The 14,527-nt window shown below is 59.5% G+C and carries 9 protein-coding genes; 7 read left to right on the top strand and 2 right to left on the bottom strand.

From position 1 onward, the window contains the following. The first annotated feature begins 61 nt into the window (after positions 1 to 61). The 6 genes from QZR30_RS07915 to QZR30_RS07940 all read left to right on the top strand — a co-directional run bounded on the left by QZR30_RS07915 (position 62) and on the right by QZR30_RS07940 (position 11,843). Entirely contained in the window at positions 62 to 1,840 is a 1,779-nt protein-coding gene (locus QZR30_RS07915) for a ShlB/FhaC/HecB family hemolysin secretion/activation protein (RefSeq protein WP_233518705.1), read from the top strand. A gap of 9 nt (positions 1,841 to 1,849) precedes the next feature. Continuing rightward, entirely contained in the window at positions 1,850 to 2,356 is a 507-nt protein-coding gene (locus tag QZR30_RS07920) for a toxin-activating lysine-acyltransferase (RefSeq protein WP_046068326.1), read from the top strand. Between the two features lie 41 nt (positions 2,357 to 2,397). Continuing rightward, entirely contained in the window at positions 2,398 to 10,632 is an 8,235-nt protein-coding gene (locus QZR30_RS07925) for a two-partner secretion domain-containing protein (protein WP_311903150.1), read from the top strand. Between the two features lie 11 nt (positions 10,633 to 10,643). Then, positions 10,644 to 10,958: a hypothetical protein gene (locus QZR30_RS07930; RefSeq protein WP_046068324.1), complete on the top strand. Its 315-nt coding sequence runs from the start codon at positions 10,644 to 10,646 to the stop codon at positions 10,956 to 10,958. Between the two features lie 62 nt (positions 10,959 to 11,020). Next, the gene (locus QZR30_RS07935) at positions 11,021 to 11,275 is read left to right on the top strand and encodes a hypothetical protein (RefSeq protein ID WP_046068323.1); all 255 of its coding nucleotides are present in this window, start codon (positions 11,021 to 11,023) and stop codon (positions 11,273 to 11,275) included. A gap of 19 nt (positions 11,276 to 11,294) precedes the next feature. Beyond that, positions 11,295 to 11,843 (top strand): hypothetical protein, encoded by a 549-nt coding sequence (locus QZR30_RS07940; protein ID WP_046068322.1) that lies wholly within the window; start codon positions 11,295 to 11,297, stop codon positions 11,841 to 11,843. A 228-nt stretch (positions 11,844 to 12,071) separates the two neighbouring features. Here the strand turns inward: QZR30_RS07940 and QZR30_RS07945 are convergent, their stop codons facing one another. Together QZR30_RS07945 and QZR30_RS07950 are read right to left on the bottom strand one after the other, a co-directional pair. Continuing rightward, complete coding sequence (locus QZR30_RS07945) at positions 12,072 to 12,515, bottom strand: bleomycin resistance protein (RefSeq protein ID WP_046068321.1); 444 nt, start codon at positions 12,513 to 12,515, stop codon at positions 12,072 to 12,074. A 231-nt stretch (positions 12,516 to 12,746) separates the two neighbouring features. Next, positions 12,747 to 13,334 carry a TetR/AcrR family transcriptional regulator gene (locus QZR30_RS07950; RefSeq protein ID WP_056847686.1) on the bottom strand — a complete coding sequence of 196 codons (588 nt, stop codon included), beginning with the start codon at positions 13,332 to 13,334 and terminating at the stop codon, positions 12,747 to 12,749. Between the two features lie 135 nt (positions 13,335 to 13,469). On the opposite strand from QZR30_RS07950, the gene QZR30_RS07955 reads away from it, so the two are divergent. Next, positions 13,470 to 14,501, top strand: a complete 1,032-nt coding sequence (locus QZR30_RS07955; protein ID WP_056847887.1) for an NADP-dependent oxidoreductase — start codon at positions 13,470 to 13,472, stop codon at positions 14,499 to 14,501. Positions 14,502 to 14,527: the final 26 nt, after the last annotated feature.

A 14,527-nucleotide genomic window follows, 5' to 3' on the forward strand; every position in this document is an offset into this window, starting at 1 on the left:
GCAGATCACGTGCCGTTCTGGTGCATGCTGCACCCGCAGGAAGATTTCACAGGGATGCGAAATGAAAGTATGTTTCCGGCCTAAGGAGTACCTGGCCCGTTTCGGTACGTTGTACTTGCCTGTTAGAAAACTGCCACCGTCCCTTCATTCGGTGGCCGTATTGTTGTTCGGTTTGATCAGCAGTTTCGGCGTGCAGGCCGCTGACCCTCCCGCACCTGCCCAACAGTTGCTATTGCAGCAGGACCGCGAGCGAGCGTTGCGCGAGCAACTTGAGCCGTCGCCGGATGTGCGCCTTGAGGCGCCGCCCTCATCCTCCGCCGGGGTTTTGCTCGAGAAGCGTGAATCCCCCTGTTTCCTGATTCGTCAGGTCGTCTTGAACGGCGAGTTGGCTGAAGATTTTCAATGGGCACTGCGCAGCGCCGATCCCAAAAATGACCCGGCCACCGGTCAATGTCTGGGTGCCCAAGGCATCAACCTGACGATGAAGCGAATCCAGAATGCAATCATCGAGCGCGGGTTTGTCACGACACGCGTGCTTGCACCGCCTCAGGATTTAAACAGCGGTGTGCTGCAACTGACCCTGATTCCGGGGCGCATTCATTCCATCCGCTTCGCCGAAGGCACCTCTACCCGAGCCAATGCCTGGAACGCGGTGCCTGCCAAAACAGGTGACCTGCTGAACCTGCGTGATCTTGAGCAAGCGTTGGAAAACTTCAAACGCGTGCCCACGGCTGAGGCGGATATCCAAATCGCCGCGGCCCAGGGAATGGACGCAAAGCCGGGCGACAGTGACTTGGTTATCGCGTGGAAACAGGCACTTCCCGTGCGTTTGAGCGTGTCGGTAGATGATTCGGGAACCGACGCCACAGGTAAATACCTGGGTTCGGCTTCGGTGTCGTTGGACAACCTGCTGAGCCTGAACGATTTGTTCTACGCCAGCTTCAACCACGACTTGGGCGGGGGGGACGCGGGTAATCGTGGTTCCAAGGGCCATACCTTGCACTACTCTGTCCCCTACGGTTATTGGCTGTTTGGCGTCACGTCCAGCGAGTATGACTATCACCAGACGGTCGCTGGGGCCAACCAGACTTACAAGTACACCGGAGAAAGCAAAAACAATGAGATCAGCGCGTCTCGCTTGCTGTATCGCGATGCCGTGCGCAAAACCACGCTCAAGCTCAGTGGCTGGACGCGCACTTCGCAAAACTATATCGACGATACCGAGATCGAAATTCAGCGCCGACGCATGGCAGGCTGGGCGCTGGGGCTGAGTCATCGGGAGTTCATCGGTACCGCCACGCTCGATCTGGGCACCAGCTATCGCCGGGGCACAGGTGCGCGCAACGCAATCGCTGCGCCTGAGGAGGCGTTTGACGAAGGGACCTCGCGTTCGCAGATCATCAACGCCGACGCGCAATTTTCCGTACCGTTTGGCCTTGCCACGCAGCGCTTGCGTTACACCGCGGCCTGGCGTGCGCAGTGGAACCGCACGGCGTTGGTGCCGCAGGATCGTTTCTCGATCGGCGGGCGCTACAGCGTGCGCGGGTTTGACGGTGAAAACATTTTGTCGGCCGACCGTGGTTGGCTGGTGCGTAACGACCTCGGCCTGGCGCTGGGCGACTCCGGGCAGGAAACCTACCTGGGTGTTGACTACGGCAAGGTGGGCGGGCCTTCAAGCCAATACCTCATTGGTGATCATCTGGCTGGGTACGTGGTGGGATTGCGCGGTGGCTACCGGCAAGTGTCTTACGACGTGTTTGTCGGTCAACCGATCAGCAAACCCAAGGGCTTCGAGACTGCCAGTACCACGGCAGGTTTCAGCCTGACGTGGTCGATGTGAGGGTTTGCCATGCAACTCGATAACCTTGAGCTGATCGCGCCGGCGTTCAGCGAAAAGCCATGGAACGAGGCCCAGGCGCTGGGTGCCGCCGTATGGCTGTGGATGCACTCGGCGAGCCATCGCGATGTGCCGCTGCACACCCTGAACGCGCTGCTGTTGCCAGCTATTGCCAACCGCCAGTTCATCATCGGCTACGAATCGGGGCGCCCGGTGTTTTACGCCGCCTGGTGTTGGTTCAGCGTCGAGGCCGAGCAGCGCTATGTGCAAAATCCTGCCATCAGCCTGCCTGCGCACGACTGGAACAGCGGCGAGCGACTGTGGTTCCTGGACTGGGTGGCGCCTTTTGGTCACAGCGCCCGCCTTGCACGCTTAGTGCAGCGCCATTTGTTTGCCGACAGCCGGTTCAGCGCTCTGTATCACCGGGGCAACGAGCGCGGGTTACGGATCAAGCGGTTTCAAGGTGCTGCTCTGGCGCGCTTGAAGTGGCCGATCGCGGCCGTTGCCCGCCAATCGTAGTACTTGCGGCATTTTAGAGCTTTCAAGACACAGGGATCGTCATGAACAAACACCTCTACAGGATCGTTTTTAACAAAGCCCGTGGCCTGCTGATGGTAGTGGCCGAAAACGTGCTGGGCAGCAAAAAAGCCTCAGGCACCGGGATCGGTGTCGCCCCTGTCGTCTTGAATACTGTGCTGACACTGCGTCCCCTGCGGTTCTCATTGATGGCGGCGTTGGGCTTGATCACATTGGCCTCGCCGCTGGCCTGGGGCGATATTGTGGCTGACCGTGGCGCTGCGCCCGGCCAGCAACCGGTGATTATCAACGCCGCAAACGGTGTGCCCCAAGTCAACATTCAGGCCCCGAGTGCGGCAGGGGTGTCACGTAACACCTACAGCCAGTTCGACGTTAATGCCCAAGGCGCGATCCTTAACAATGCGCGCACCAATACCCAAACTCAGCTGGGTGGCTGGATTGAGGGCAATGCGCATTTGGCCGGCGGTACGGCGCGAGTGATCCTTAATGAGGTCAACAGCAGCAACCCCAGCCAATTGCGTGGTTACATCGAAGTCGCCGGTGACCGAGCCCAGGTGGTGATCGCCAACCCGTCGGGCATCGCCTGTGACGGCTGTGGTTTTATCAACGCTAACCGTGCCACCTTGACCAGCGGCAGTGCGCAGATGCAGGACGGCCAATTGCAAGGCTACCGCGTTGAAAGCGGCAAGGTGGTTATCTCCGGCAAGGGCCTGGACGCATCGCAGACCGACTTTACCGATGTCATCGCACGCTCGGTCGAGGTCAATGCCGGTATTTGGGCCAAGGACCTGCGGGTGACCAGTGGCGCCAACCAGGTCAATGCCGACAATACCCAGGCGACGGTCATCAACGGTTCCGGCGATAAGCCCCAGGTCGCCATTGACGTGGCGCAGCTGGGTGGCATGTATGCCGGCAAAATCAAGTTGGTGGGTACCGAAGCCGGCCTGGGCGTGCGCAATGCCGGGCAAATAGGTTCGAGTGCCGGCGATGTGGTCATCAGCGCCGACGGGCGCCTGGGCAACAGCGGGCAAATCAGCAGCAGTCAGAACCTGCAGGTGGACAGCCAGCTGGGCATCGATAACAGCGGTTCGCTGTACAGCAAGGGCGCCGCGACGCTGTCCAGTCGTGGCGATATCAACAACCAAGGGGTGGTGGCTGCGCAGCAGGACTTGACCCTGACCGCCCAAACCATCGACAACGCCAGCAAGTCGATATTGGGCGCAGGTGTGGCAGCTGACGGCGCGGTCAGTGGCAATGGTGCACTACGCGTCAGCGCCAGCCAGACGCTCAAGCACCAAGGCTCGGCGATTGCTGCCGGGGATCTGCAGTTGAGCGCCGAGAACCTTGACCTCAATGCGAGTAAGATCGCTGCGCACAATGTCATGCTCACTGCCCGCACGGGCGGCGCTGACTTAAGCGGTGCAGCGTTGGACGCGACAGGGACGTTGAGCACAGCGGTGCGACAAACCCTGACCACCGACAGTGCCAAAATCAACACCGAAGGTGTGCAATTGGCCGCCGGCAGCCTGTCCAACCGCCAAGGTGAAATCGTCCAGGTCGGCAAGGGCGCCACGGTGATTGCTGTGTCCGACAGCCTGGATAACACCGAAGGACGCATCGCGAGCAATGCGACCGACGTACGCCTTTCGGCGGCGCGCCTGTCCAATGCCAAGGGCAGGATCGAGCACGCCGGCACGGGCAGCCTGACCCTTCAGGGCCAGGCGCTGACAGGTGCCCAAGGCAGCCTGCAGAGCAATGGTCTACTGCAAGTCACCGTTGCCGACGCGGTACTGGACGGCGCCACCACCGTAGCCCGGCAGATTCAAATCGACGCCAACCAACTGTCCAATCGGCAGGGGAACATCCTGCAGACCGGCGCGGGCACGTTGCGCATCAACACCACGGGCCTGCTGGACAACACGGGCGCCACAGTGGCCAGTGACAGTGATATCAGCCTGACGGCTGATCGCTTGCTCAATCAAGGCGGCGCGGTTCAGGCGGCGGTGGCCGGCAACCTCAAGATCACCGCGCATACGCTGTTGGACAACATTGCAGGCACGCTGGCCGCAGCCAAGGGCGCACAGTTGAGTACCGGGCAGTTGCTCAACGCGCAAGGCAAGATCACTGCGGGCGACAGCCTCACGCTGTCCGGCGGGCAGGTGAACAATGACCACGGCACGCTGGCGGCCATCGGCGCACTCAGTGTCAGCGCCGACGCATTGCGTAACCGGCAGGGCACCGTGGGTTCGGTCGGCGGGCCGCTGGTGCTGACGGTGAGCCAGGGCGCGTTCGATAACATCGGCGGTGTGGTGCAGGCCCGGCAAGGCGTGACAATTACCAGCCTGGGCCTGAATAACGACGATGGGTTGATCAGTGGCGCGGCCTTGTTGCTCGACAGTGCCGGGCAAGGCCTGTCAAACCAGCGCGGCGCCATTATCGGCAGCGGCACCGTGGACCTGCGCAGTGGTGAGCTCAAGAACCAGGCCGGGCTTATCCAGGGTAGCGGTGCGATCACACTCGACACCCATGGGCAAACGTTGACCAATACTGACTCGGGCAGCGCCAATGGCATCCTCGGGCAGGCCGGTATCACGCTGCGCTCCGGCAACCTGAACAACAACGCCGGCTTTATCGGCAGTAAAGGCGACGTGGCGATCCATGCCGCGCAGGTCGATAACCTCGACGCCGGTGTACTCAGCAGTGAAAAGAGCCTGCTGCTAACCGCTGGCGGCCTGAGCAATCGCGGCGGCCAGCTGCAGAGTCTGGGGAACGCGCGGCTGGACATCGGCAGCGGTCACCTCGATAACGTCGGCGGCCTGCTGCGTGCCGGGGGCACCTTGACGGTCGATGCAGGACAGTTGGATAACCAGCAGACCCAGGGGAGCAACCAGGGCGTAGAGGGGCAGTCGTTAGCCCTGAACCTGGCGCAGTTGCTTAACCGCTCGGGTGCCATTCGTGCCGACCAGTTGCTGAGCGTCAACAGTACCGGGCAGTTGGACAACAGTGCGGGCCTGATCTCGTCGAGCAAGCAAGTGTCGATCAACGCAGACCAAGCGCTGCTCAACAGTGCCGGTACATTGATCGCCGGAGAACGGCTCGGCCTGACCAGCGCCAGCCTCAGTGGCGATGGCCGCGTGTTTAGCCTGGGCGACATCAGCCTCAACCTGGCTTCGGGGTTGGTCAATACCGGCAAACTGCAAGCCAACGGTAATCTAGAGGTGACCCTGCAAGGCACGCTCGACAACCAGGGTGGGGTTCAGGCCGGCAAGCAATTGCGGGTATTGAGCGGTGGGGTTGAAAACCGCGCCAACGGTGAGATCAGTGCCGCGCAATTGAACCTTGATGTGGGGGATACCCTGAATAACCGTGGCTTGATCGATGCCCAGATCACCCGAATCAATACCCAGGTGCTCAACAACCTTGGCAGCGGCCGTATTTATGGTGATCACGTATCCATTGCGGCGGGGCAACTGACCAATGATGTGGAAGATGCCCGAGCGGCCGTGATCGCCGCGCGCGAACGCCTGGACATTGGCGTCGGGACGCTGGTCAACCGTGAGCACGCCATGCTTTTCAGTGCCGGTGACTTGTTGATCGGCGGCGCGCTGGATGCCCAGGGGCAGGCCACCGGCCAGGCCGGGCTGGTGCATAACGCCAGCGCAAGTATCGAAGCACTCGGCGGGCTGAGCCTTAACAGTGCCGAGTTGCGCAATACCAACGAACACTTCAGCACCCAAGTGGTTGAGGTCAGCCGCGAAGGCGTCCAGGAGTTCCAGCACACCGGCTCTGCCAATCGCTATCGCCCGGATCAGATCTCACTCTACAACGACGAAGTCAGCCACTTGGTCAGCCCCGAGGGCGTGGCCGATAACTACAACCGCTACGACTACACTCGTACCACTACCCAGACCCAGATCCTCACCTCGGACCCGGGTGAAATCCTTTCCGGCGGCTCAATGCTGCTGACCGCCAATTCGGTGTTGAACGACAAGAGCCGGATCATCGCCGGCGGCACGTTGGTGGGCACTATCGGACAGCTCAACAATACCGAAGTCACCGGGCAGCAGACGGTGACGGACAGTGGCACGTTCAGCCATTTGTATCGCATCCATCGCAAGGGCCGTGACCGTCAGGGCCGTTCGACAGCCGCCTACAACCCGGCCGCCAGCGTCACGGATATTTTCCTGCGGCCAACCCAGTACCTGCAAAACACCGCCCATACCGGCAGTGGCCTGCAACTCGGCACTCGCCTGACCAGTAGCGTCGATCAGGCTGCCGGCGGTGCCAGTGCGGCCAAGGTCAATGTGGGCAATGGCCGAGCGCCTGGCCCGGTGCTGGAAGTGGCGGCGCTGCAAGCGACGGCGGCGGGAGGCGTAGGTGAGTCAATCCGTACCGGCGGGCTTAATGTGCAGGTGCCGGACAACAGCCTGTTCCACCTCAATCCCCAGGCCAACCCGAACTATCTGGTGGAGAGCGACCCGCGTTTCACCAGTTATCGTTCCTGGCTGTCTTCCAACTACATGCTGGATCGGCTGCAACTGGATCCGGGCCTGACCCTTACGCGGCTGGGCGATGGTTTCTATGAGCAAAAACTGATCCGCGAACAGATTGCCCAACTCACCGGCAGACGCTTCCTCGACGGCTACGCCAATGATGAGACCCAGTACCGCGCGTTGCTCGACAGTGCGCTGACCTACGCCGGCAAGTGGAAGCTGGTGCCGGGTGTGGCGCTCAGCCCTGAGCAAATGGCCCAGTTGACCAGCGACATCGTCTGGCTGGTGAAGAAGGACGTGACCCTTGCCGACGGCAGCGTGACGCAGGCGTTGGTGCCGCAGGTGTATGTGCGGGTGCGCGACGGCGACCTGGATGGCTCCGGTGCACTAATGGCGGGCAACGTAGTCGACCTCAAGCTACAAGGCGACCTGGTTAACCGCGGCACGATCGCCGGGCGCAGCGTGCTGGCGATTTCCGCCGACAACCTGCAGAACCTGGGCGGGCGCCTGACCGGTGGCGAGGTGGAGGTAAAAGCCCGCACCGACTTGAACAACCTCGGCGGGTTGATCGATGCCTCCACGCGCTTGAATACGGTTGCCGGTCGCGATATCAACATGGTGTCCACCACGCGCAACACCGAAAGTGCCCAGGGCACCGCCACGGGTATTTCGCGGGTTGCCGGGTTGTTTGTCTCCGATGCCAAGGGTGAACTGGTGGTGAACGCGGCGCGCGATATCAACCTGAGTGCGGCGCAGATCGTCAGTTCCGGCAAGGACGGCAAGACCACGGTGGTTGCTGGCCACGATATCAACCTGGGCACGGTGACCCAGAGCCGTGAACAAAGCGTGCAATGGAACGCCAGCAACTGGCGCAAGGACGCGAGCCGCACCGATGTCGGCAGTGTTATCAAGGGTGAGGGCGAGGTACGCCTGATCGCGGACAATGACCTCAATGCCCGAGGCGCCAAGGTCGTCAGCGAGCAGGGCGGGGTCACCGTTTCGACAGGCCGCGACGTCAATTTAAGCACCAGCCAGAGCTACAACTTTGTCGACGAGGCCCATAAGGTCACCGGCAGTAACAGCTTGTTCTCCAGCAAGACCACTACAACCCGCGACACCGTGAGTGAAACCCGCGCCCAGGCCACCACCCTCAGTGGCGAGACCGCGTGGGTCAAGGCCGACAATGACTTGAATGTGCGCGGCAGTAACGTGGTCTCCACCAGTGGCACCACCCTGGTAGCCGGGCACGATGTGAATGTGGTGGCCGCCACCGACCAGCTCAGCGAACAGCACTTCAAGGAGGTCAAGCAAAGCGGGCTGTTCAGCGGTGGCGCCATCGCGGTGACCATCGGCAGCCAGCAGCGCAGCGACAAAAACCGTACCGCCAGTGAAACGGCGGCGGCCAGCACCATCGGCGCCACCGATGGCAACGTGAGTATCCTGGCCGGCAATGCCTACCGCCAGGTCGGCAGCCAAGTGACGGCGCCCAAGGGCGATGTGAACATTGCCGCGCGGTTGGTCGATATCCTTGAGGCCCGTGACCAGCAACACATCACCCAGGAGACCAAGTTCAAGCAAGGCGGCCTCACGATTACCGTAACCAACCCGGTGATCGAAGCCGTGCAGACCGCCCAGCGCATGAAAACCGCGTCCGACCGCACCGATGATGGCCGGCTCAAAACACTGGCGCTGGTCAACACCCTGATGGGGGCGGGCAACGGCTATATCCAGTATGACAAGGACCGGTCCATGGCCGGCGGCATTAATATCAGCATTTCGGCCGGCACCAGCAAGAAGGAAAGTAAAACCGAGCAGACCTCCAATTCGACCGCCAGCTCGTCGGTGTTGGCCGGTGGTGATGTCAACATTACCGCGGCCGGCGCCGGCAAGAACAGTAACCTGACCTTACAAGGCAGCCAGATCACCGCCGGCCATGATGTTAACCTCAAGGCCGACGGCGCTATTGCCTTGCTGGCCGCGCAAAACACGGTGCAACAGCGCACGACCGAAAAGGGCAGCAACGCCAGCCTTGGGATTGGCATTGCCATCGGCGGCCAAACCACTGGCATCAGTTTTAACGCAGGGGCGTCCCAAAACCGCGGCAAGGCCGATGGCGATGATGTGGTCTGGAGCAATACCCATGTGGACGCCGGTAATAAGGTCTCGCTCGATTCCGGTGGCGATACCCGACTCAAGGGCGCAGTGGTGAGTGGCAAGCAAGTCACGGCCGATGTGGGCGGTGATTTCAGTGTCGAAAGCCTGCAGGACACCAGTACCTACAAGGCCAAACAGACTAGCCTGGGCGTGGGCGTGAGTATTTGCGTGCCGCCATTCTGCATCGGCTCATCGAGCTTCACGTTGAGTCAGAACAAAGGCATTCAGAAATCCAACTTTGAAAGTGTCACTGAGCAGAGCGGCATTCGGGCCGGGGACGGTGGTTTTGATATCCGGGTCAAGGGCAACACCCACTTGGTGGGCGGCGTGATCGCCAGCAACGACAAGGCGATTGCCGATGGCAAGAACAGCTTGAGTACCGGCTCATTGACCACCGCTGACCTGCACAACAGCGCCAAGGCCAGCGCCGACAGCAGTGGGCTCACCCTCAGCAGCGACTTTGTCGGCCAGGGCATGTACGGCGCCAGCAAGGCCTTGTTCAGCAACTACCTGGATGCAGGGAAGGCTTCGGACTCTTCCGAGGGCAACACGCTGAGCGCGGTGAGTGCCGGCAATATCCTCATTACCGATGCCTATCGCCAGCAGCAATTGACCGGCCGTGATGCCAGTCAAACCGTGGCCAGCCTTAACCGTGACACCGCCCACTCCCATGTTGGCGCCGAGCGTCAGGACCTGGACAAACTGCAGCGTACCGCCGAGGCGGAGCAGTCGATCAAGAATGAGGCCTATCGCCAAGGGGTGCAGTTTACCGATAAGGCGTATCGCACCATGTTCAAAACGCCGCCACAGATGTTGGCGCTGGAGCTGGATGAACAGGGCAATGTGAAGGAAGGCGCGGACCAAAAGCCGTTGTTCCGTGTAGTGGGTGATGCAGAAAGGCAACATCTGCAGGCGGATGAAAACAACGTAGTCAACGTAGCCCTCAATGGCATTTTCAACGACGACAAAGCCGCGGCTAAATACGCGGCTCAGCATCGCGACCCTGGCGCGACCGGGCCACAGTATTTCATGTGGTTTCCCAAGGCGGACAATACCCTGTCGGAGCTGTTGATTGCCGGGTATCAGAAGGCGATGGATAACGACTTTTTCGGCTTGACCAACTACACCGCGGCCTCGCGCCAGTTGCAGCTCGACTATGGCGCCACTGGCTTGCACCTGACTGAACACAGTCGCGGCACTATGACCGGTGGTAACTCCCGACAATCCATTTACAACATGCCTGATGCTGCCGGGTTACTCAGCAAGACTACGGTGTATAACTTCGGTGGAGCGTTCAATGTTTACACCGCCGATGAACAGTTGGCCTTTTTGCAAAACCGTTCGGCCGTCACCGACCCAGTCGAACAGGCGAAGATGGTTCTTAAATACGAAGTTCATAACAACGACCCGGTGGGCAGGTGGTTCTTCATGGGCAATAACCCGGGTACTGGCGGCGTAATACCTGAGGGCAGCAGCTTGCTCAAGGAGTTGGGCAATGTCTTCACCGGTGATACGACCATGCACAGCTGTTATGGCAGTGGTGCGCAAGCCTGCGCAAGATATTGGCCGCAAGGCAAGCCGGTGCTGGTGCCTGTCAGCCCGAGAAAATAAGGAGATTGATCATGTGGCTTAAACCTATGGCATTGGCGCTGCTGCTTGCTACCCTCGTCACCGCCTGTTTCAGCGAGCCCTTTCAGCCCCCGGCGGCTGATGCGGACTTATGGGAGAAACCCGGCGCGAGCAGCAAGGATGTCTTGACCTCCATGTTGGCTTGCGGTGAGAAGAATGGCTCCGGCATCGATCCCAATGCCAGCTTCCAGGAGCGGGCGCAGCGCTTTGTGTGTATGAAGCGCTCGGGCTACACCCGGCGTGATGGTTTTGACGTCTGTGCGTTGCGCACCCAAGAACCGTTGAAGGCCTGTGAGTCGGCGCAATGAAACCACAAAAAAACCGCCCTCTTTTTGAGGGTTCGTCACTCAACACGATAGGGACATCACCTGTGAAATATGCAGTCTGCGCCACCTTGCTGCTGTTACTGAGCGGCTGTCTGACCATGTCGGGTGAGTACACCGTGACGGCTCAGGACGCCTCCGGCGCCCCGTTAACCAAGCTCGGCACGTTCACCGCCGAGGGCCATAACATTTACCCCATACGCAATGCGTTCTGCCTCAATGCGCCGGGGGCGACGGTCATCATTCGCGATGCCCGGACCGGCGAGGAACTGAGCAGTGAAAGCCCTTATCACTGCCGTTAAGCCTCAAAAAAGGACTTCCATGAGAGCGTTTCTGATAGCCGGCCTGGCCGTGGCCGTGAGTGGCTGCGGCAATATTTCCAATATCCGTGCTTACAACACGCCCTATGTTGAACCCACAGCAGGGGATACCGCACGCTTGCGCGTGATCACCAATGGCGTGGCGCGCGGTGTGCCGGGCCGTGACTGCATCGACTGGCGTGTGCCTGGCGCCGGGGTGATGGCCGTGTCCGAATCCGGCTTTGCGGCTCAGAATAATGGCCGCAGCCTGGGCATGCCCGAGAGCAACCGCCGGGTGGAGGCGCAAGGCTCGGCGCGTAGCGAACTGAAGGTGCCGGCGAACAAGCCTTTTGCCATGAACTTCCAGAGTGAGGGCTATGTTTCTGGCGGCAATTCCTATAGCTGCAGGCAGAGCTTTCACTTCACCCCCAAGGCCGGGCAAGATTACGAACTGATCCTGCTGGACGGTGGCCAGTGCCTGGTCGCGTTGCAGCGCTTAAACCCAGCTGGAAAACCTGAAAACGAGCCTGTTGAGAAGGCAGGGCTGTGTAGAGCATTGGATGCCTTTTAGCTTAGCGTATTCAGAATTCCAGCAATAGGTGGCTATCCGGACATTGCGGATAGTTCAAACCTAAACGTGAGCCGAATCAATGCGCATCGGGGGCGTGGCCTTTAGCCGACTTGACATACCAGGCGCATCCAAGAGGCAGAGAAGTGAGCCAGCTTGCACTTGCGGAGGAGGCAAGCTGGGCGAAACCAGAACCGAGTTGGTCGTCCGCTTTTGGCCGATAGCTGCCGCTCACTGACGACCATTTTCGACCGAGAGCGGACGCTCGCCCAACCGCTCTACCAACCTTACGAGATAACCGTCGGCATCTTGGACGATGAATTCTCTCTGGCCTACTTCTACATTTTCTGCCCGATACCAGGTGTCTTTGCATTCTCGATAGAGTGAAACACCAGCCTGATCAAGTTTTTGGATGATGGGGGCGACAGCTTCAACATCAATCTGTAGGTTCATGCCTCTTCCAAACGGCCTGGTCAACGGCGCCGTCAGCCATTGACCCGCGTGCGGATCAATCTGCTCAAGCATTACTTGAGCGCCATTCAAATCAAGGTATGCAAACCCATCTTCCGGGCGTTGATAAGCTACTTTGAACCCCAGGCAAGAAACCCAAAAAGCCAAGCTGCCCTGCAGGTTGGTGACCATTAACTCCGGCACCAGTTTGTTGCGTTCGAACATGAGATGACTTCCATTTCACAAGGCCCATTTTTGCAGGCGAACAGGTGTCAGTATCCAATAAATGCGCCGCGATCCAAATGTGGGAGGGGGCTTGCTCCCAATAGCTGTGGGTCAGCCAACATCAATGTTTGCTGGTCTCACGTCTTCGCGGGCAAGCCCCACATTTGGATCGTAGAGCATCAGTTAGATAGCGGTCGACTGTCAGGCTCCAGGGAGAGCAAGCTTACTCCCCTATCGCAGCAGCCCCGATAGCAAAATACGAAAGCTGGCGATTGCTTGCGTCGATGCCAGGTGTGGATCAGCCGCACTCGCGATCCACAGAGACGCATTCAAGGCTGCGCCGTTGACCAGATAGGCAGTCGCCTGTGCATCCACGGGTTTGATGACGTTCTGATCGATCAACACCTGAATGCTGTGCATGGTGCTGGCCAGGCACGCGCTTTGGCTGGCGGCCCGCGCCGGGTCGCCAAGAACCGCAGGACCATCCAGCAGCACGATACGTTGAATTTCCGGTTCAAGCGCCAGCTTGATCCACTCGACGCACTCCTCAACGAAACCCTCCCACGGCGTATCTGCTGTTTCCACGACTGCACGTAGGCGCGCCGAGGATTCTTCGTCTATCTGAGCAATCACGGCTTCCAGCAGGCCTTTCTTGCCACCGAAGTGGTGATAGAGCGCGCCGCGTGTCAGTTCGGCATCCGCTGTCAGATCCTCCATGGCAGTTTCGGCGTAGCCCTTCGCTGCAAAGGCTTTACGGCCTGCCGCGATCAATTTGCTGCGCGTTGACGCAATCATATCTGCACGTTTTTGTCGCGCCATCAGGCTCTCCTCACTAGATCATGAATGCATTGACATGCAGGACGTATGTTAATACATTAATCGCATACATTTTGTATGCGAGTGCGACAGCAGCTGCCTGCCGCATCATTTGCTCAACCTAAGCGCGAGAATGTCATGACAAAACTATCGAATCAGCAGGTCGTACTGGCGGCGCGTCCAGATGGAGATTTGAAGCCATCCGACCTACGTCTTGAGGATGTAGCAGTACCGATACCTGGCGAGCGTGAAGTTCTGCTGGAAACTATTTACCTCTCCATTGACCCTTATATGCGCTGGTGGATGAGGGCTGAAAAGTCCTACAACGATCCTATCGAGATCGACCAGGTCATCGTCGGTGCTACGGTGTCCCGTGTGAGGGCGTCCCATCACCCCGATTGGCAAGTGGGTGCTTGGGTATTGGCTTTTTCCGGATGGAAACGCTTTGCTGTTTCAGACGGCAGCGACCTGCGTCGACTTGATCCAGACCTGGCGCCGCCTTCCACCGCACTGGGCGTGCTTGGAATGACTGGTTTCACGGCCTATGCGGGCTTGCGTAACATTGGCAAGCCCAAGCCGGGCGAAACCGTAGTAGTTGCGGCTGCCAGCGGCGCGGTCGGCTCTATGGTCGGACAAATCGCCCGTCTGCGTGGTGCACGAGCGGTAGGCATCACTACCGGGGCGCAGAAGCTCTCTTACGTGAAGGACGAGCTGCATTTCGATGCAGTGGCCGATTACAACGCGCCAGACTTCGCGGAACAACTGGCCAAAGCCTGCCCGGACGGGATTGACGTCTACTTTGAAAGTGTCGGCGGAAAAATCTGGGATGCCGTGCTGCCGCTCTTGAATACTTACGCTCGCGTACCTGTGTGCGGGGTTATTTCTCAATACGAGAAACCGTCCGGTGTCCAGGAAAACACCGATCGCCTCTCCAATACGATGGCGCAGATTATGGGCAAGAGCCTGACCCTGCGTGGTTTCATCCAGACGGAATATGCTCAAGAGCAGCTAGCTGATTTTCTCGAGGAGGCGGGCCAGTGGATCGCCGATGGAAAATTGAGTTATCGCGAACAGATTACCCATGGGTTGCATACCGCACCGCAAGCTTTGATCGACCAACTCAAGGGACGTAACTTTGGCAAGACGATTGTCCAGGTGAGTGAGGTGTAAACCGGTCTAGCTGGAACCCTGCCCAT

Source organism: Pseudomonas sp. rhizo25 (genome assembly GCF_031931935.1).
Taxonomy (GTDB): Bacteria; Pseudomonadota; Gammaproteobacteria; order Pseudomonadales; family Pseudomonadaceae; genus Aquipseudomonas; species Aquipseudomonas synxantha.